The following is a 16,799-nucleotide window of genomic DNA, read 5'->3' as shown; positions in this document are numbered from 1 at the left end:
GAGCCATGGAGTACAGCAAAATTATAAAAGAGGTGGGCCGCGGTAAGAATCATGCCCGCGACCTGGATGAAGAGACCGCCCGTGCGCTCTACGCGCGGATGCTGAACGGCGAGGTGCCGGAGCTGGAGCTGGGAGGAATATTAATCGCCCTGCGCATCAAAGGCGAAGGCGAAGCGGAGATGAAAGGCTTTTACGCCGCGATGCAGCAGCATACGCTGCGCCTGACCCCGCCGGCAGGCAAGCCGATGCCGATCGTTATCCCCAGCTACAATGGCGCGCGCAAGCAGGCGAACCTGACGCCGCTGCTGGCGATGCTCCTGCATAAGCTGGGGTTTCCGGTCGTGGTTCACGGCGTCAGTCACGATCCGACCCGGGTGCTGACCGAGACCATTTTTACCCTGCTGGACATTCCGGCTACCCGGCATGCCGGTCAGGCGCAGGCGCAGCTGGAGGGGCATGAACCGGTGTATATCCCGGTGGGCGCCTTCTGCCCGCCGCTGGAGAAACAGCTGGCGATGCGCTGGCGGATGGGCGTACGCAACAGCGCCCATACGCTGGCCAAACTGGCCACGCCGTTTGGCGAAGGGGAGGCGCTACGCCTCTCCAGCGTGTCGCATCCGGAATATGTTCCCCGGGTGGCGGGCTTCTTTCGCGAGACCGGTGGCCGCGCGCTGCTGATGCACGGTACCGAAGGCGAAGTGTACGCCAACCCGCAGCGCTGCCCGCAGATCAGCCTGATTGATGACCAGGGCGTGCGGGTGCTGTGCGACCGCCAGACCGAGGCGGCGGCGGAAGTTATTCTGCCGGCCTCGAAAGATCCCGAAGTGACCGCGCGCTGGATCGAGCGCTGCGTCGCCGGCGTCGAACCGGTACCCCACTCGCTGAAGATCCAGCTCGCCTGCTGTCTGCTGGCCTGCGGCGAGGTCTCAACCCTGGAGGAGGGTCTCAGCCGCGTCAACGACTGCTGGTGATCGGATCGGCAGGATAAAAAAAGCCCGTCCGGTGGCTCGGACGGGCAAGGCAAGGGTATTAAAGGTCTTTTCAGGGTTAATTCAGTGGCTTACAGGGTTGAGTTGCGATTATTTATAGATAACCGCGGTACCGCTCAGTTTGTTGTTGGTGTTAGCGGAAGTGATGCTATAGCCGGTTGCGCCAGCGGCTTCGGCTTTAGCAGCCAGTTTCGCTTCCAGACCATCTAATGTGGTTGCGCCTTGCGCAGACACCACACCGATCTTATTCATGCTTTCAGCCTGAGCGGGGGTAACCGGCTCGGCGGCAAAGGCGCCGAAGGAAAGGGCGGTCAGAGCGATGGCAGCGGCAGCATATTTGATGTTTTTCATAGTTAATCTCTCGCAGGTTGTTCTGTTCAGGGGACGATGTTCCGTCGATGTGATAAGTATCACGCTTTTTTGCGGGAGATAAAATCGAAGGAAATTCACAGTCTTCATCGATTTTTTTGAATGACTAATAATTTACTGATTATTAATAAATTATTTCTGATTCTTTTCGTCTGATGGCGGAGCGAGGGAGACCGGCACGCTTAAGGGCACATATTGCGACATTTATCGCCAAAAAGTGTGCGCGAAAAGATAATGCGAAAAGCTGTCATGAACGGTAAAGGAAAGTCAGCGTAGCTGGCTATCCTTGGAACCACGGCGATTATATCCTGAAAATGTATTGTTATGTAAATCTTTCTCCTGTTGGCACTTCACGCAGTATCTGACGCCAGGAATAGCCTGTCGACGAGCCTCCGGAATCGGTTCTCCGCATTCATCACAAAATTTGTTGCTTTCGCCGCGTGGAAGCTCGCGGCGGGCGCGAGCCACCGCATCGTCAATGGTGCTGTCGATCTGATCCTGAACGGCGCCGTCGCCTGCCCAACCTGATGCCATCGTCTGCCTCCTGTAAAAGGTTATTGATAAATTATAGCTGAACCGTACAGCCGGTTACCGCTGCTGGCGGCATTGACCCGCCAGGCTATCGCCCCCCGGCGGTGGGCCTTATCCGCGAGGGCAGCCACCAGGTCGTCAAGGGTACGGGCGCCGGAAGCGGAGACGGTGCCGACAGGGCGCAGCGGCCCGTCATAGGGCAGTTCAGGTGTCAGCGGCAGGGAAGAGGCCGCGTTGGCCTGAGCGGCAAGCGCAGCGGCAAACAGCAGCGAGGTGATTTTCATCAGCATATCCTCATAAACAGCATGGGACATAGCTTAAGTGTAGGCCTTTCCAGACCGCGCAGCAGGGAATTTTTTATGCAAAAACAAGGCGTTTTGCATGCTACCGGCGCAGGGTAGCGATACTCTGGCCGGTAAATTATTTAGCGGGCGTCCGGGCGGATCATGTCAAAACGCAGGCTGTCATCAATACTGTAATAGGCGCTCGGACCTCCGGCGCGCAGGATCGGCTGAGCGCGGGCGGTTTGATAGATGCCGTTATCCAGCAGTGATTCATCAATATGCACGGCGACCACTTCGCCGAGCACCAGCCATGTATCGACAAGGTTGCCGTCGGCGGTGGCGAGCTGGATACATTGCGACAGGCGGCACTCAAAGTTCACCGGGCTCTCTGCCACCCGGGGGGCCTTGACCAGGCGGCTGGCGGCGGCGGTGAGCCCGGCGCGCACGAATTCGTCCTCATGGTGCGGGATCGAGGCGGAGGTTTCGTTCATCGCTTCGGCCAGCGGGCGCGTCGCCAGGTTCCAGACGAACTCCTTCGTTTCGACGATATTTCGCACGCTGTCTTTCCAGCCGCTGCTGGCGAAACCAATGATCGGCGGGCGATAGTTAACGCAGTTAAAAAAGCTGTATGGCGCCAGATTATGCTGGCCCTCGGCGTCCTGCGAGGCGATCCAGCCTATCGGGCGAGGCCCGATTATCGCGTTCAGCGGGTCATGCGGCAGGCCGTGGCCCTGCGAAGGTTGATAAAAGTACATGCTGCACCTGTCACGGATAAAGGAGATATCCAGACTCCCTTATTTACCGCGCCGCCGTCAACGGGTATCTTACGCGGCTGTTCAAAGGAGATTGTCATGAAAGCCCAGAAACCGGGGTTACACCCGCGTAACCGCCACCATCAACGCTACGACCTGCCCGCGCTCTGCCAGGCTCATCCTGACCTGCAGGGATACATTACGCTCAATCCGCGGGGTGAGCAGACCATTGATTTTGCCAATCCGCAGGCGGTTAAGGCGTTGAATAAAGCGCTGCTGGCGCATTTCTACGCGGTCAAACACTGGGACATTCCTGACGGTTTTCTCTGTCCGCCGGTGCCCGGGCGGGCCGATTATATTCATCATCTGGCGGATCTGCTGGCCGGGGACAGCGGCGAAGTGCCGAAGCAAGCCACGATCCTCGATATTGGCACCGGCGCCAACCTCATCTATCCCCTGATCGGCGTTCACGAATATGGCTGGCGCTTTACCGGCAGCGAAATCAGCCCGGAAGCCTTCGCCAGCGCGCAGGCGATTGTTAATGGCAACCCGGGATTGACCCGGCAGATCCGTCTGCGTCGGCAAAAAGAGAGCCAGGCCATCTTCCACGGCGTGATCCACAAAAACGAGACCTATGACGCCACCCTGTGCAATCCGCCGTTCCATGACTCCGCAGAGAGCGCCCGGGCGGGCGGCGAGCGCAAGCGCCGCAATCTCGGACTCGGCGCCGACAGCGGGCTTAACTTTGGCGGTCAGCAGCAGGAGCTGTGGTGCGAGGGGGGCGAAGTGGCCTTTATCTCGCAGATGATCCGCGAAAGTCAGGCCTTCTCCCGCCAGGTGAAATGGTTTACCTCGCTGGTGTCGCGCGGCGACAATCTGCCGCCGCTCTACCGCCTGCTGACCGAGGTCGGGGCAGTGAAAGTGGTGAAAAAAGAGATGGCCCAGGGGCAAAAGCAGAGCCGCTTTATCGCCTGGAGCTTTATGGACGACGCCAAACGCCGCCGTCCGTTCTAACTACTCCACGGCCGGGCTGTCGGCGCCCGGCATCGGCAATTGCTGCCAGGTCTGTACCGGGGCGCGAACCCCGGCGCGGTCGAAGTGCTTTTTCACCTGGGTATCAAGGGCAAAGCGCACCGTCCACTGCTTCAGCGGCAAGGTGGTGAAGCTGACGCGCAGCGTAAAGGCGGTATTGCTCAACCCCACCAGCCCGGCGAACGACGGTTCGCCAATGATCAGGCCGCGGATCTCCTCCTGGGCCAGCAGATCGTCCACTGCCGCCTTCAGCGCCTGGCTGGCTTTATCCAGATCCTCATGGCGATCGACGTCATAGTTAGCCACCACCGAGCCAATGCCGCGCACGAAGTTGGCAAAGGTGGTGATCGAGGACCAGGGAATAATGTGATAGGCGCCGGTATCCTGGCGCACTCCCACTGAGCGAATCGACATCCGTTCCACCGTGCCGGTCAAAGGCCCGATGGTGACCAGGTCGCCGGTATTCATCCCGTTCTCAAACTGGATAAAAATGCCGGTGATAATGTCTTTAACCAGGGTTTGCGCGCCAAACGAGATGGCCAGCCCTAACGCCCCGGCGCCCGCCAGCAGCGGCGCGATATTGACCCCAATCTCCGAGAGTAAAATCATCACCGTGATGGTGCTGATCACCACCGCCAGCGCGTTGCGAAACAGGGTTAGCAGCGTACGGGCCCGCGCGCTGGGCAGCGGACGGCCATGGATATCCGAGGCCAGACGGTTTTCGATCAGGCTGGCCAGCACCGTCCAGCCGATAGCGGAGAAGAAGAGGATAAGAGCGATACGGATCAGCACATCCACCGTTTTTTGCCCGGCATCGTTGTGCAGCCATTCGCGGAAGTCAAACAGCCCCCAGGCGCTCAGGAGCAGCATTATGGCAACACAGACGGTGAGAATGCGCGCTGCCTTCAGCGAGGCGGAGATCCAGCCGTTCAGCCGCTTTTGCAGCTCAGGATAGTTGCGCTGGGTGGCAGGGGAGAGAGTGATGGTTTTGGCTATCCAGCGCGACAGGATGCCGGACACCAGCGCCGCGCCGCCGATAATCGCCAGGCTGCGCAGGGTGGCGCCCATCATAAATTTCAGGCTGTTGCCTGGGTCGAATAGGGAAAAGAAGAAGAGCACCACAAAGTAGGCGCAGGCCAGCCAGTGCCAGATCAGGGCGAAGGCGCGGATAAACAGGCTAAAAAAGGAGAGCGAGCGGTCAGCCAGATGGATCAGCCCCTGCGTAATCACCGCTTTGTTATGAAAAATCAGATACAGCGCCCACAGCGTAATGCACAGCATGATGATGACGTTAGCCAGCGCGCCGACCTGAACATTCACCTGGTTAGAGATAATCGGCACCGCGACGATCAGGCCGTAGCCGATCAGGCTGCTGAGGGCGCTCAGGCGCAGACTCCAGTAGGAGGCGGCCTCGTCGCTGAGGTTAAAGGGCCTGAGCGCTGGAATGCGCGGGCAGAAAATGAGCCGCAGGATGGCTTTAAAGAACTCGATCAGCGCGAAGGCGTTGAGGAAAAGGCTCTGCTGAAAGGCGATAGTGGGGTTGTTGCCATCCAGACGATCGCTCAACAGCTGACCGACAAACAGGGTCAGCGCCAGCAGCAGCAGATCGATAATAAACGCCCCGGCGATGGTCAACGGCAGCTGGAGCCAGTTTCCGCGATCGCGGTTTTTATGCCGTCCCCATTCGCCCATTTTACGATACAGCGGCAGAGCCGCGAGGCGTACCAGCCACCAGAAGGCAAACACCAGCCCGGCCAGCAGTAAAAAATGCCAGGCGGCGCTGGTAAAGGTTTGTGGATTAAAGGGCTTATGCGGCGAGCCGGTAATATTGCGCCACAGCTGGGAAAAGCGCGATGAGAGCTCATCGCCATATTCCCGGCTGATCTGCGTGACGTTCTCCAGCACGGTGGTCTCTTCTTTCACCGCCGGCGGCGTCAGCGTCGGGGTGCTGTCGGGCGGCGGCGTGGCGGCCGCTTTACGCAGCTGGTCAATGAGCTCCTGGCGGGCGGCGTCGTTGGCCAGCACGTCGGCCAGCGCGGCATAGGCCGCTCTTTTCTGTTCTACATCGGGTTCGCTGGCGCTGGTTTTATCGGCGTTAGCGGTCGGCACGCCGGGCAGGGCGGCGGCGGAAAGCGGGGCAGTAAACAGCGCAGCGAGCAAAAGCAGGATCCACGGCATGGGCACCTCCGTTGCAACGTAAACGGGTAAGTATAGAAGCCGCTTGCGGAAGGGGAGGGAAGAGGAATCTGGAAAGCGGCTCTCTCCGCGAGGGAGAGAGCCGTTGTGGGTCAGGCGACGTGCTGCAGGAATTCGCGCAGACGCGGGCTTGGCGGGTTGTTCACCAACTCCTGTGGATTGCCGTCTTCGGCAATTCGTCCTTTGTCGATAAAGATCAGTCGCGAGGCCACTTTTTCGGCAAAGCCGATTTCGTGGGTCACAATCACCATCGTCATACCCTCTTCCGCCAGATCCTGCATCACCTTGAGCACTTCATGGCGCAGTTCCGGGTCGAGCGCGGAGGTGGGCTCATCAAACAGCATCATCTTCGGCTTCACCGCCAGCGCGCGGGCGATGGCCACACGCTGCTGCTGGCCGCCGGAGAGTTCAGACGGATAGTGATGCGCGCGCTCAGCCAGACCGACTTTCGCCAGCAGATCTTTCGCCAGCTTCTCCGCTGCCTGTTTGCTGGCGCCGCGTACCCGCAGCGGGCCAAACATCACGTTTTCCAGCGCCGTCAGGTGCGGGAACAGGTAAAACTGCTGGAACACCATTCCGGCTTCCTGACGAATCAGACGTTCGTCCACCTTTGGATCGTTGACCTTCAGGCCATCGACAATCAGATCGCCGCTGGTGATCTCTTCCAGTTTATTGATACAGCGCAGCATCGTCGATTTACCGGAGCCGGACGGGCCGATGATGACCACCACTTCACCCTGATTGATTTTCAGAGAGATATCGTGCAGCACCTGGGTCGGGCCAAAGTGCTTGGAGACGTTTTTAAATTCAATCACAGGATTTTCATCCTTCTTTCAAGACGACGCAGAATAAAGCTCAGGACCAGGGTGATGATCAGGTAGATCACGGCAACGGCGCTCCAGATTTCCAGCGCGCGGAAGTTGCCGGCGATGATCTCCTGTCCCTGACGGGTCAGTTCGGCGACGCCGATGACGATGAACAGCGAGGTATCCTTGATGCTGATGATCCACTGGTTGCCCAGCGGCGGCAGCATGCGGCGCAGCGCCAGCGGCAGGATCACGTGGCGAATGGTTTCGCGACGCGACAGGCCGAGCGCCAGGCCCGCTTCGCGGAAGCCTTTATGAATGGAGAGCACCGCGCCGCGGGTAATTTCCGCGATATAGGCGCCCGAGTTAATCATGATGGTCACTACCGCCGCGGAGAAGGGGTCAATGCGCAGATCGCTAAAGGCCATCGGCAGCGCAAAGTAGATGAACATAACCTGCACCACAATCGGGGTGCCGCGAATGATTTCAATAAAGACCAGCGCGATGTGGTTGGCGATCCAGCCGCCGAAGCAGCGGGCGAAACCGGCCACCAGACCGATGATCAGGCCGCCGGCCAGGCCGAGGACGGAAATCCACAGCGTCATTTTGGCGCCTTCCAGCAAAATCGGAATGGCGGGCCAGATGGCACTCCAGTCAAACTGCATAATACGTTCCTGTTACCGTGTCGAGAGCAGAGGAAAGCCTCCGCCAAAATACGGTCTCCCGCAGCGTCTGTGCCGGAAGACCGTTGTGATGTCGCCGGGCCTGCGCCCGGCGAAGGACATTTTTATTATTTTGGTTCAGTGCCGAACCATTTTTTATAAATTTCGTTGTAGGTGCCGTTCTCGCGCAGCGTTTTCAGCGCACCGTTCACTTTCTCACGCAGCTCGTCGCTGCCTTTCGGGAAGGCGATACCGTAGTTTTGCGCTTCCAGTGATTCACCTACCGCTTTGAACTTGCCGTTGCCCGCGGTTTTGATGAAGTACAGAATATTCGGCGTATCGTGCAGCACGGCATCCGCGCGGCCGGTACCCAGCTCCATATAGGCGTTATCGATGTTCGGGAACTGACGCAGATCTTTGGTTTTGATATTGGCTTTTGCGTAGTCAACGGAGCCGGTGCCGCTCTTCACCGCAACCACTTTGCCGTTCAGATCTTTCACATCTTTGATGTCGTTATTATTGGCGTTGACCATCACCAGCAGGCCGCTTTTGTAGTAGCCGTCAGAGAAGTCGATGGCTTTTTTACGCTCGTCGGTAATGGTGATCCCCGCCAACGCCAGATCGATATTTTTGGTTTGCAGCGCCGGGATAATACCGCTGAAGTCCATCGGCTTCAGGGTGTAGTCGAGCTTCAGCTCTTTGGCGATGGCCGCCCACAGGTCAACGTCAAAACCCACATACTTATCGCCTTGCTTAAATTCGAACGGGACGAACGCCGTATCGGTGGCGACAACCAGGGTCTTATTGGCGGCATGGGAAGAAACCGCAAAAGCCAGGGTCAGTGCAGCCAGTGAAACTTTAAATACAGACTTCATAGCATTTCCTTTTATATCCACGGGACGATCCCCTGCGAGAACGACTAGCCTAATGAAAAAATCGTGCCACTTTTACAACCTGTTGTTTTTAAACAAACGAAGCGGTAGCCGCTGCACAATATCGATCATTTCAGGCAAAGAGTGCACCATAACGGGGCGTTATTTTGGTGCATCCTGAGGTCGCTGAATAACGAGCCCATTTTTAGCGCAAACCCTGATGGGAAAACAATCTCGGTGTAACGATTGTGTGAGGTGATTATTACAATTGTTTTACTTTTGTGCGCATTTTCATCAATTTGACGCCCTGAAATGGTGCAAGGACAGCGGGTGAGGGAAAGGCGGAGGGGAAAAACAGCAAGGGTTGGGATGGAAAAGCAAAGGCGCCGTCGACCGCGCTGCGGCCGACGGCAAAGCCTTACTCGATGTTCGCTTCAATAAACCACAGGAATTTATCCAGGTCGCGGGAAGCGGCGGTGAAGATATCTGCGGTATCTTCGTCTTTGGCTTCACCGATCGCTTTGCGCACATCGTTCGCCACTACCGCGTAACGGTCCGCCAGCGCTTTCAGGTGATCCTGAACATGATGGATATCCAGCGGATAGCTCTGCAGCGGGGTTTTGCTGTTGATCACCTGAGTGGTGCCCAGGGCGACGCCGCCCAGCTGTACGGCGCGCTCCGCCATGGTATCCAGATGCTCAGTGAGCGCGGTACGGAAGCCATCCAGCATTTCGTGCACGGCGATAAAGTTCGCACCGCGCATATTCCAGTGTGCCTGCTTGGTGATAAGGGACAGGTCAATGAACTGGATCACCTGGCGATTCAACAGCTCAATGGTCGCTTTCTTTTCGCTGTCAGCGACATCGTTGCGGGTATAGACCAGATTAGATGCTTTTGATTTAACCAGTTTAGCGGTACTCATCGTTTCATATCCTCTTGATATTGATGCTCGTCACATTTCAAAGCTGAATGATGTGGAGCGTTGTCCCAGGTAACTTCGGGACTAAGTATAGCAAGGGTTTTAAAGTATGAGGCATCGGCAGGCCATATTACTCCAATAGCGTAAAGTGGTTGGCTATTTGAAAAAGCAAGCTAAGTCAGAAGGTTAGCGGAGGCTGGCGGGCCCGTAACTCGCGCGGGCCGCCGCCGTAACAGAATGTTAATTGATATCGACTTGCTTAATTTTGCTCTGCCGCTGCATGGTCAGCGTGGCGCCCATTGAGGCGATGATAATAGCGCCCAGCGCCAGGGTCTGGGAGAGATTCAGGGTTTCGCCGAGGAAGACCATACCGGACAGGGCGGCTAGCGCCGGCTCGAGGCTCATCAGCGTGCCGAAGGTGCGTGTCGGCAGGCGCGTCAGGGCCATCATCTCCAGGGAGTAGGGGAGGGCAGTGGAGAGAATGGCAATCCCCAGCCCCAGGGGCAGCAGCGACCATTGCCACAGCGTATCGGTAGCTTGCGCCATGCCTAACGGGACAAAGACCAGCGAGGCGATAAGCGACCCCATCGCCACCGTGGCTGGACCATGCTCCTCGCCCGCGCGCTGGCCGGTCAGAATATAGACCGCCCAACAGGCTCCGGCGCCGAGAGCGAACAGCGCGCCGGTTAAATCTACCTGCGCCACGTTCTGGCCCAGCGGCAGGAGATACCACAGCCCGAGGATCGCCAGCGCCACCCAGACAAAATCCAGCGGGCGGCGCGAGCCGAAAAGCGCCACCGCCAGCGGGCCGGTAAACTCGAGGGCTACCGCCACGCCGAGCGGAATACGCTGCAGGGATAAATAAAACAGATAGTTCATCGCCCCGAGCGCCAGGCCGTACAGCAGCAGCGGCACGCGCTGGGCCGGAGAGAAACGCAGCCGCCAGGGCTTGAACACCACCACCAGGATCAGCGTCCCGAGCGCCAGGCGCAGGGCGGTAACCCCCGGGGCGCCGACCACCGGGAACAGCGATTTGGCGAGCGATGCGCCGCTCTGAATCGAGGTCATAGCGATTAAAATCACCACTATCGGCAACCATGCCGCCGCTTTTCGGGATGGACCGGGCATCCTTTCTCCTGTCAGTTTTTGTCAAAAGGGGTAAAAGTTCCAGTGTACTGGAATTAGCTGCTGGCGGTTGAGCTAATGTTGAAAAAAACAGGGGCAAAAACAGTACAATGGCGAACGTTGCTGAGAAATTCACCAAGTGATTAGGATTAATCTGGATGCTTGCGAATTTCTTAATGAGCGTTAAACTGTAAGTTAACGCCAAAAACTGTTGTTTTCCATATTGTTATAGAAATATGGAAACTTTTGGTTACATGAAAAAGTATGTTAGACAATGTAAACTCCAAAGAGTTTCCCAAAAGTTTTTGATATATTTAAGGCTTAGGACTTATTAGAAACACATTTGAGGTGGTTATGAATAAAATTGCACGTCTTTCAGCACTGGCCGTTGTTCTGGCTGCATCCGTAGGTACCACTGCATTTGCTGCAACTTCTACTGTAACCGGCGGTTACGCGCAGAGCGACATGCAGGGTAAAGCGAACAAAGCTGGCGGTTTCAACCTGAAATACCGTTACGAGCAAGATAACAACCCGCTGGGTGTTATCGGTTCCTTCACCTACACCGAGAAGGATAACAACAGCAACGGTACTTACAACAAAGGTCAGTACTACGGCATCACCGCAGGTCCGGCTTACCGTCTGAACGACTGGGCAAGCATCTACGGCGTAGTGGGTGTTGGTTACGGTAAATTCCAGAACAACAACTTCCCTAATAAATCCGATATGAGCGACTACGGTTTCTCCTACGGTGCTGGTCTGCAGTTCAACCCGATCGAAAACGTTGCCCTGGACTTCTCCTACGAGCAGTCTCGTATTCGTAACGTTGACGTCGGCACCTGGATTGCTGGCGTGGGTTACCGCTTCTAATCACTCCGGTGATATAAAAAATCCGCCTCCCGGGGCGGATTTTTTTTGCCTGGCGATCGCCAGCCCGGCCGGCTGGCCGGCGCTGATCGCGTCGTTTTAGTTGATGGTGAACTCATCGCTGCCGAGGTGTGAATAGTCTACCTTCTGCAGCTGGAAGTTGGTGATATACACCGGGCCGGCCTTCTGCTCAGAGATAAACCGATAGCGCGGGGCGATTTCCGCCGCCTTGATTCCGGTCCATTGCGAGAAGAAACTGAGGAAATCATTCGCCGAGCGCTGCGCCTTAATCACTTTATGCGCTTTGTCATCGCTGGAGAGCACCATAAACGGCACCTGGAAGTTCTGCTGGAACTTATCGTCGTGCGCCAGATACTGCACCTCTTTGCCTCGCTCCTTGAACGCCAGACCATGATCGGAAAAGTAGGTCAGGGAAAAGGTGGCGCCGGAATTTTGCAACTGACTGTAGAGCTTAGCCAGCAGGGTATCGGTTTGCGTCATGCTGTAGAGATAGCAGGAGGTCTCTTTCGACTGGACGAAAACCGTGTATTTGCCTTTGGTCCGGTCGCAGGCCTGCGGGTGCGAGCCCATCAGGTGCAGAACAATCAGCTGCGGCTGGGTGCGCTGGGTGGAGAGCACCTGCTCGGTCAACTTGAGTAACTGCTCGTCCTGGGTGTTTTTATTGGCTTCGAAATCGCCGTTTTTCAGGAACTGCACTTCGTCCGCCCGTTTGGCGATACTGGCGATAGCGGTGTCGTACTCGCCGATCTGTCCCTGATTGGAGAACCACCAGGTCTGGAAACCGGCGCGGTTGGCGAGGGTGACAAAGTTATCCTGAAACTGCGGTTTGCCATCGACCACCCGGTTAAGCGTCAGGCCGAGGGATTTTTGCGTCGAGCCGCTGGCGGCGACGTAGTTGTTAAACAGATACCCGTTCACCGAACTGGCAAACGGCGTGTTATCCCAGTGGCCGCCGAAGGCGCCGAGGGCGTCGCGGCGGGCGCTTTCACCGATCACCACCACATAGAGATGGTACTTCGGGTTCACCGCCAGCACGTGCCAGCTGTCTTTCATGCCGGCCAGCTGCGCCATCCGCGCCTGCTCGTCCAGCACCTCGTTATTATTCACCACCACGTCTTTGACAAAACGGAAGGCCGGGTAACCGGTATCGATCACCTTGAATACCCCGCCCCAGGCGAGATTTTGCACCGGCTGGAGAAAAAAGATCCCGATGCTGAACAGCAGTCCCAGGGTCTCCATTTTTCCCCAGCGGGTCTGCTCGACGATCCTGCGGCGGACCGCAATGATCCCCAGCGCGAAGATAAATACCGCCAGCAGATAGTTGTACCACGGGAAGATGGTGAGAATTTCCGTGGACTCTTCCACGTTGGTGGCGTGCAGCGCCAGCAGGGTATTGAAGTTGGGCGCGCCGTAAGCCTGGCCAAAGGGGTAGTAGAGGGCCGCCAGCAGAGAATAGGCGCCGACCACCCCTTTCTGCACGCGCGGAAAGGCGCGCCACAGAAGATGTAACACGCAGGTAAATGCCACGGTATAGAGCAGGCTAAATTCATAGCCCAGCGCCAGGTTAATCAACAGCGATTGTAAAAAGTAGAATCCTGTCCATGGGTTCAGTGCCAGTCGGCGGGCGACCAGCGTATCTTTCAGGGTGGTGACATTCATAGTAAACAATCAAAAAGAGGCCATGCGCATCCCCTGGCTTCAAGGGGTAAAACCTGCTGGACAGTGCGTGAAGAGGGTCTCTGCGAGCCGCGAATGTGGCAGGGCTGTGCAAAGATAGGGCTTGTAAATGGTAAGGTCAACCAGACATAACAGATTGTTTTGCGAGGGCGCTTACAAAACTTGAAAAAAGGTGGGGGAAACGGGATAAACCGGTCAGTTTAGCGGCGGATGATGACAGAAAAATGAAGCGGCGTACCGCGACGCCGCCTCAGGAATGGGGTTTGTCCTGCTGCGGTTTACCGTTGATCATCTCGCACAGCATACCGAGCAGCATTAAGCGTACTTTAAAGGGGGAATGACTAAACACGTTTAAGCACCTCTTGAATTCATTCATCTGCTCTCCTCCTGCCTGTTCGCTCCATCATTCCCTGATGGATGTTTGCATTATATACAGATATAGCACAGGCTATATTTTATAGCTATGGCTAAAACGTTAAATTTTTGTGCTCTTGGCGCAATCCATTACAATGTGGATCTTTTTATATGATGCTTGACGCGTCACACGAATGAGGAAGCACAATGAACCGTCGCGCAGGTAAGCCAATAACAAAAAAAGTGACGCAGTTAGTAAATGTTGAAGAGCACGTTGAAGGGTTCCGTCAGGTGCGGGAAGCGCATCGACGCGAGCTGATTGACGACTATGTTGAACTGATTTCCGATCTCATCCGCGAGGTGGGCGAGGCGCGTCAGGTGGATATGGCCGCCCGGCTGGGGGTCTCGCAGCCCACCGTCGCCAAGATGCTCAAACGGCTGGCCAGCGTCGGCCTTATCGAACAGATCCCGTGGCGCGGCATATTCTTAACGGCGGAGGGTGAGAAGCTGGCCCAGGAGAGCCGCGAGCGCCATCAAATCGTGGAGAACTTCCTGCTGGCTATCGGCGTCAGCCCGGAGATTGCCCGCCGCGATGCGGAGGGAATGGAGCATCACGTGAGCGAGGAGACGCTGGCGATGTTCCTGAAATTTACCCAAACACAGGGATCTCAGGAAGCATGACTCTTCCCTTCGTCCAGTCGCTGCTGCGCGACCGTTTTCTCCATCTGCTACTGATTATCGCCTGCGTACTCAGCGTGATGGTGCCGTTTGTCCCGGCAAGCTGGCCGGCGGCCATTGACTGGCATACTATCATCACCCTCAGCGGCCTGATGCTGTTGACCAAGGGGATTGAACTGAGCGGTTATTTTGACGTGCTGGGGCGTAAAATGGCCCGCCGCTTTGTCACCGAACGCCAGCTGGCTATGTTTATGGTGCTGGCGGCGGCGCTGCTATCCACCTTCCTCACCAACGACGTCGCGCTGTTTATCGTGGTGCCCCTGACCCTGACGCTGAAGAAGTGGTGCGCCATCCCGGTGAACCGGCTGATTATTTTCGAAGCGCTGGCGGTGAACGCCGGGTCGCTGCTGACGCCGATCGGCAACCCGCAGAATATCTTACTGTGGGGACGCTCCGGTCTCTCTTTCCCTGGATTCATCGGCCAGATGCTACCGCTGGCGGCGGCAATGATGCTGACCCTGCTGGCGCTGTGCTGGTTCTGTTTCCCGGCAAACCGGCTCAACTACCAGAGTAGCGATAAGGCGCCATCGTGGCAGCCAAAGCTGGTCTGGAGCTGTCTGGGATTGTATCTGGTGTTCCTGGCCGCGCTGGAGATGAATCAGGCGCTGTGGGGGCTGGCGCTGGTGCTGCTGGGCTTCCTGATACTGGCCCGGGCGGTGATCGTCCATGTAGACTGGTCGCTACTGCTGGTGTTTATGGTGATGTTTATCGACGTCCATCTGCTGACCCAGCTTCCGGCGCTGCACCAGGTGCTGAGCGGGGTCGGGACGCTCTCCGGCGGTGGACTGTGGCTGACCGCCATCGGCCTGTCGCAGGTGATCAGCAATGTGCCCTCGACCATTCTGCTGCTCAACTATGTCCCGCCGTCGATCCTCCTCGCCTGGGCGGTTAACGTGGGCGGCTTTGGTCTGCTGCCGGGCTCGCTGGCCAATATCATCGCGCTGCGCATGGCAGGCGATCGGCGGATCTGGTGGCGTTTCCATCTCTACTCCATTCCCATGCTGCTGTGGGCGGCCCTTACCGGCTATTGGCTCTTCAAACTCTGCGCCTGATTTCCGCAGCGGTACGCCGCCCTCCACGCCGTTCGACAGGATCGCCCCTCGGGGCGATCTTTTTTTTGCCCGGCTCACAGAAAACGACCCCTGGCTTTGCGCATCCGTTCGCTTTTCGGTATATGACTAGTCATGAAATTTAAATGACTAGTCATATACTGAGGCGCAGGATGAAGAACAGACTACCGGCAGATTTCTTATGGGGTAATTCCGTCTCCAGCATGCAGACGGAGGGGGCATGGAACGAGGGCGGCAAGGGGATGTCGGTGTACGATATCCGGCAACCGGCGGAATTCGCTTCCGACTGGAAGGTGGCGACCGACTCTTATCATCGCTATCGGGAAGATTTCGATCTGATGCAGGATCTGGGCATGAACTGCTATCGTTTTCAGATCGCCTGGAGCCGGGTGTGTCCTGAGGGAGACGGCGAATTTAATGAAGAGGGCATCGCCTTCTACCATCAGTTTATTGATGAACTGATCGCCCGCGGCATCGAGCCGATGATCTGCCTGTACCACTTCGACATGCCGCTCTCGCTGGCGGAGCGCTACAACGGATTCACCGACCGCCGGGTGATGGACGCCTTTATTCGCTATGGCCAGAAGATGATCGCCTGCTATGGCGACAAGGTGAAATACTGGCTCACCTTTAATGAACAGAATCTGTACCATTCGCCGGAAGCGTTTCTGATTTCCGGCTACCTGCAGGGGGAGAAGACCCTGCGCGAGCTGTACCTGATCCAGCATCATGTGATGATGGCGCACGTCCATCTGACCGATCACCTGCATCAGACAAAGCCGCAGTGTCTGATGGGCGGAATGCTGGCCCACGCCCTGGTTTATCCGGCGACCTGCAAACCGCGCGATATCCTGTGCGCCCAGCAGCTGGACGAGTTTTTAAACCAGAACCTGCTGCGGGCTTACGCCGGGGAGGGCTACAGCCCTGAAGTGATGCATTTTGTCGCCGCTGAAGGGTTCGATGATATCTATCGTCCTGAGGATCTGGCGCTGATGGCGACGGTGAAGGTCGATTATCTGGCGTTCAGCTATTACGCCAGCCGGACGCTGAACAGCGACGCGATCCCGGCGGGAACGGCGGTTAACAACTATATGCTGTTTGGCAATCAGGATAACCCGTTCCTGAAAGCGACAGAATGGAACTGGCAGATCGATCCGCTGGGCTTCCGGACCATCATCACCCGTTATTATAACGACTGGCGCCTGCCGGTGTTCCCGATTGAAAACGGCATCGGGGTGATTGAGTCGTGGGACGGTGAACATCCGGTTGCCGACGATTACCGCATCGCCTACCATCGCGACCATATCAACGCCATGAAAGCGGCCATGTTTGAGGATGGGGCGCAGGTGATCGGCTATCTCGGTTGGGGATTAATCGATATCCTGAGCTCGCAGGGTGATATGCGTAAGCGCTACGGCGTGGTCTACGTCAATCGCGAGAACCATGACCTCAAGGATCTGCGGCGGGTGCCGAAGAAGAGCTATGCGTGGCTGAAGCAGGTGATCCACAGCAACGGCGACGTGATGTAACGATGTTCT

At 56.9% G+C, this 16,799-nt stretch carries 18 protein-coding genes; 6 read left to right on the top strand and 12 right to left on the bottom strand.

Annotation, left to right across the window (positions count from 1 at the left end; translation table 11 throughout):
- The first annotated feature begins 5 nt into the window (after positions 1 to 5).
- On the top strand, positions 6 to 971 hold the full coding sequence (ybiB, locus tag ACQUTI_RS10075; RefSeq protein ID WP_428923255.1) for a DNA-binding protein YbiB: 966 nt from the start codon (positions 6 to 8) through the stop codon (positions 969 to 971).
- A gap of 108 nt (positions 972 to 1,079) precedes the next feature.
- Here ybiB and ybiJ read toward each other — a convergent pair whose 3' ends face one another.
- The 4 genes from ybiJ to ACQUTI_RS10055 form a co-directional block, all read right to left on the bottom strand.
- Positions 1,080 to 1,340, bottom strand: a complete 261-nt coding sequence (ybiJ, locus tag ACQUTI_RS10070) for a DUF1471 family protein YbiJ (RefSeq protein ID WP_004176772.1) — start codon at positions 1,338 to 1,340, stop codon at positions 1,080 to 1,082.
- Positions 1,341 to 1,625: 285 nt separating this feature from the next.
- On the bottom strand, positions 1,626 to 1,892 hold the full coding sequence (locus tag ACQUTI_RS10065) for a DksA/TraR family C4-type zinc finger protein (RefSeq protein ID WP_002895824.1): 267 nt from the start codon (positions 1,890 to 1,892) through the stop codon (positions 1,626 to 1,628).
- Between the two features lie 20 nt (positions 1,893 to 1,912).
- Positions 1,913 to 2,173, bottom strand: a complete 261-nt coding sequence (locus tag ACQUTI_RS10060; RefSeq protein ID WP_023320022.1) for a DUF1471 domain-containing protein — start codon at positions 2,171 to 2,173, stop codon at positions 1,913 to 1,915.
- Between the two features lie 140 nt (positions 2,174 to 2,313).
- On the bottom strand, positions 2,314 to 2,928 hold the full coding sequence (locus ACQUTI_RS10055; RefSeq protein ID WP_122542918.1) for a flavin reductase family protein: 615 nt from the start codon (positions 2,926 to 2,928) through the stop codon (positions 2,314 to 2,316).
- A 96-nt stretch (positions 2,929 to 3,024) separates the two neighbouring features.
- Here ACQUTI_RS10055 and rlmF point away from each other — a divergent pair, with 96 nt between their 5' ends.
- On the top strand, positions 3,025 to 3,939 hold the full coding sequence (gene rlmF, locus ACQUTI_RS10050) for a 23S rRNA (adenine(1618)-N(6))-methyltransferase RlmF (protein ID WP_122542916.1): 915 nt from the start codon (positions 3,025 to 3,027) through the stop codon (positions 3,937 to 3,939).
- On the opposite strand, the gene ybiO is transcribed toward rlmF, so the two are convergent.
- The 6 genes from ybiO to rhtA all read right to left on the bottom strand — a co-directional run bounded on the left by ybiO (position 3,940) and on the right by rhtA (position 10,540).
- The gene (gene ybiO, locus ACQUTI_RS10045) at positions 3,940 to 6,135 is read right to left on the bottom strand and encodes a mechanosensitive channel protein (RefSeq protein WP_004886194.1); all 2,196 of its coding nucleotides are present in this window, start codon (positions 6,133 to 6,135) and stop codon (positions 3,940 to 3,942) included.
- 110 nt (positions 6,136 to 6,245) lie between these two features.
- Positions 6,246 to 6,968 (bottom strand): glutamine ABC transporter ATP-binding protein GlnQ, encoded by a 723-nt coding sequence (glnQ, locus tag ACQUTI_RS10040; RefSeq protein WP_004212183.1) that lies wholly within the window; start codon positions 6,966 to 6,968, stop codon positions 6,246 to 6,248.
- The gene (gene glnP / locus ACQUTI_RS10035; RefSeq protein WP_002895837.1) at positions 6,965 to 7,624 is read right to left on the bottom strand and encodes a glutamine ABC transporter permease GlnP; all 660 of its coding nucleotides are present in this window, start codon (positions 7,622 to 7,624) and stop codon (positions 6,965 to 6,967) included. The genes glnQ and glnP overlap by 4 nt, the downstream gene beginning before the upstream one ends.
- A gap of 125 nt (positions 7,625 to 7,749) precedes the next feature.
- The gene (glnH, locus tag ACQUTI_RS10030; RefSeq protein WP_004886198.1) at positions 7,750 to 8,496 is read right to left on the bottom strand and encodes a glutamine ABC transporter substrate-binding protein GlnH; all 747 of its coding nucleotides are present in this window, start codon (positions 8,494 to 8,496) and stop codon (positions 7,750 to 7,752) included.
- 415 nt (positions 8,497 to 8,911) lie between these two features.
- Complete coding sequence (dps, locus tag ACQUTI_RS10025) at positions 8,912 to 9,415, bottom strand: DNA starvation/stationary phase protection protein Dps (RefSeq protein WP_004886200.1); 504 nt, start codon at positions 9,413 to 9,415, stop codon at positions 8,912 to 8,914.
- Positions 9,416 to 9,652: 237 nt separating this feature from the next.
- Positions 9,653 to 10,540 (bottom strand): threonine/homoserine exporter RhtA, encoded by an 888-nt coding sequence (gene rhtA, locus ACQUTI_RS10020; protein ID WP_004886203.1) that lies wholly within the window; start codon positions 10,538 to 10,540, stop codon positions 9,653 to 9,655.
- 351 nt (positions 10,541 to 10,891) lie between these two features.
- On the opposite strand from rhtA, the gene ompX reads away from it, so the two are divergent.
- The gene (gene ompX, locus ACQUTI_RS10015; RefSeq protein ID WP_004886207.1) at positions 10,892 to 11,404 is read left to right on the top strand and encodes an outer membrane protein OmpX; all 513 of its coding nucleotides are present in this window, start codon (positions 10,892 to 10,894) and stop codon (positions 11,402 to 11,404) included.
- A 96-nt stretch (positions 11,405 to 11,500) separates the two neighbouring features.
- Here ompX and ACQUTI_RS10010 read toward each other — a convergent pair whose 3' ends face one another.
- Both ACQUTI_RS10010 and mntS read right to left on the bottom strand, forming a co-directional pair.
- Positions 11,501 to 13,081, bottom strand: a complete 1,581-nt coding sequence (locus ACQUTI_RS10010; protein ID WP_428923254.1) for a phosphoethanolamine transferase — start codon at positions 13,079 to 13,081, stop codon at positions 11,501 to 11,503.
- Positions 13,082 to 13,349: 268 nt separating this feature from the next.
- The gene (gene mntS / locus ACQUTI_RS10005) at positions 13,350 to 13,475 is read right to left on the bottom strand and encodes a manganase accumulation protein MntS (RefSeq protein WP_004886214.1); all 126 of its coding nucleotides are present in this window, start codon (positions 13,473 to 13,475) and stop codon (positions 13,350 to 13,352) included.
- Positions 13,476 to 13,660: 185 nt separating this feature from the next.
- Between mntS and mntR the strand changes: the two genes are divergently transcribed.
- The 3 genes from mntR (at position 13,661) to ACQUTI_RS09990 (ending at position 16,790) form a co-directional block, all read left to right on the top strand.
- Complete coding sequence (gene mntR, locus ACQUTI_RS10000) at positions 13,661 to 14,134, top strand: manganese-binding transcriptional regulator MntR (RefSeq protein WP_004886216.1); 474 nt, start codon at positions 13,661 to 13,663, stop codon at positions 14,132 to 14,134.
- A complete protein-coding gene (locus ACQUTI_RS09995) occupies positions 14,131 to 15,243 on the top strand; it encodes an anion transporter (RefSeq protein ID WP_048323481.1) in 1,113 nt (370 codons plus the stop codon). Before mntR ends, ACQUTI_RS09995 begins: the two co-directional genes overlap by 4 nt.
- A gap of 170 nt (positions 15,244 to 15,413) precedes the next feature.
- A complete protein-coding gene (locus ACQUTI_RS09990) occupies positions 15,414 to 16,790 on the top strand; it encodes a glycoside hydrolase family 1 protein (RefSeq protein WP_023320027.1) in 1,377 nt (458 codons plus the stop codon).
- The last annotated feature ends 9 nt before the right edge of the window (positions 16,791 to 16,799 follow it).

It is taken from the genome of Klebsiella sp. 7-CIP_Kleb., assembly GCF_050378655.1.
GTDB lineage: Bacteria > Pseudomonadota > Gammaproteobacteria > Enterobacterales > Enterobacteriaceae > Klebsiella > Klebsiella quasipneumoniae.
This window is presented reverse-complemented; position numbering and strand designations above follow the sequence as displayed.

Excerpts from the sequence above, each read along its gene's own strand:
- ybiB (WP_428923255.1), top strand. The coding sequence starts at position 6 with ATGGAGTACAGCAAAATTATAAAAGAGGTGGGCCGCGGTAAGAATCAT.
- ybiJ (WP_004176772.1), bottom strand. The coding sequence starts at position 1,340 with ATGAAAAACATCAAATATGCTGCCGCTGCCATCGCTCTGACCGCCCTT.
- ACQUTI_RS10065 (WP_002895824.1), bottom strand. The coding sequence starts at position 1,892 with ATGGCATCAGGTTGGGCAGGCGACGGCGCCGTTCAGGATCAGATCGAC.
- ACQUTI_RS10060 (WP_023320022.1), bottom strand. The coding sequence starts at position 2,173 with ATGAAAATCACCTCGCTGCTGTTTGCCGCTGCGCTTGCCGCTCAGGCC.
- ACQUTI_RS10055 (WP_122542918.1), bottom strand. The coding sequence starts at position 2,928 with ATGTACTTTTATCAACCTTCGCAGGGCCACGGCCTGCCGCATGACCCG.
- rlmF (WP_122542916.1), top strand. The coding sequence starts at position 3,025 with ATGAAAGCCCAGAAACCGGGGTTACACCCGCGTAACCGCCACCATCAA.
- ybiO (WP_004886194.1), bottom strand. The coding sequence starts at position 6,135 with ATGCCGTGGATCCTGCTTTTGCTCGCTGCGCTGTTTACTGCCCCGCTT.
- glnP (WP_002895837.1), bottom strand. The coding sequence starts at position 7,624 with ATGCAGTTTGACTGGAGTGCCATCTGGCCCGCCATTCCGATTTTGCTG.
- glnH (WP_004886198.1), bottom strand. The coding sequence starts at position 8,496 with ATGAAGTCTGTATTTAAAGTTTCACTGGCTGCACTGACCCTGGCTTTT.
- dps (WP_004886200.1), bottom strand. The coding sequence starts at position 9,415 with ATGAGTACCGCTAAACTGGTTAAATCAAAAGCATCTAATCTGGTCTAT.
- rhtA (WP_004886203.1), bottom strand. The coding sequence starts at position 10,540 with ATGCCCGGTCCATCCCGAAAAGCGGCGGCATGGTTGCCGATAGTGGTG.
- ompX (WP_004886207.1), top strand. The coding sequence starts at position 10,892 with ATGAATAAAATTGCACGTCTTTCAGCACTGGCCGTTGTTCTGGCTGCA.
- ACQUTI_RS10010 (WP_428923254.1), bottom strand. The coding sequence starts at position 13,081 with ATGAATGTCACCACCCTGAAAGATACGCTGGTCGCCCGCCGACTGGCA.
- mntS (WP_004886214.1), bottom strand. The coding sequence starts at position 13,475 with ATGAATGAATTCAAGAGGTGCTTAAACGTGTTTAGTCATTCCCCCTTT.
- mntR (WP_004886216.1), top strand. The coding sequence starts at position 13,661 with ATGAACCGTCGCGCAGGTAAGCCAATAACAAAAAAAGTGACGCAGTTA.
- ACQUTI_RS09995 (WP_048323481.1), top strand. The coding sequence starts at position 14,131 with ATGACTCTTCCCTTCGTCCAGTCGCTGCTGCGCGACCGTTTTCTCCAT.
- ACQUTI_RS09990 (WP_023320027.1), top strand. The coding sequence starts at position 15,414 with ATGAAGAACAGACTACCGGCAGATTTCTTATGGGGTAATTCCGTCTCC.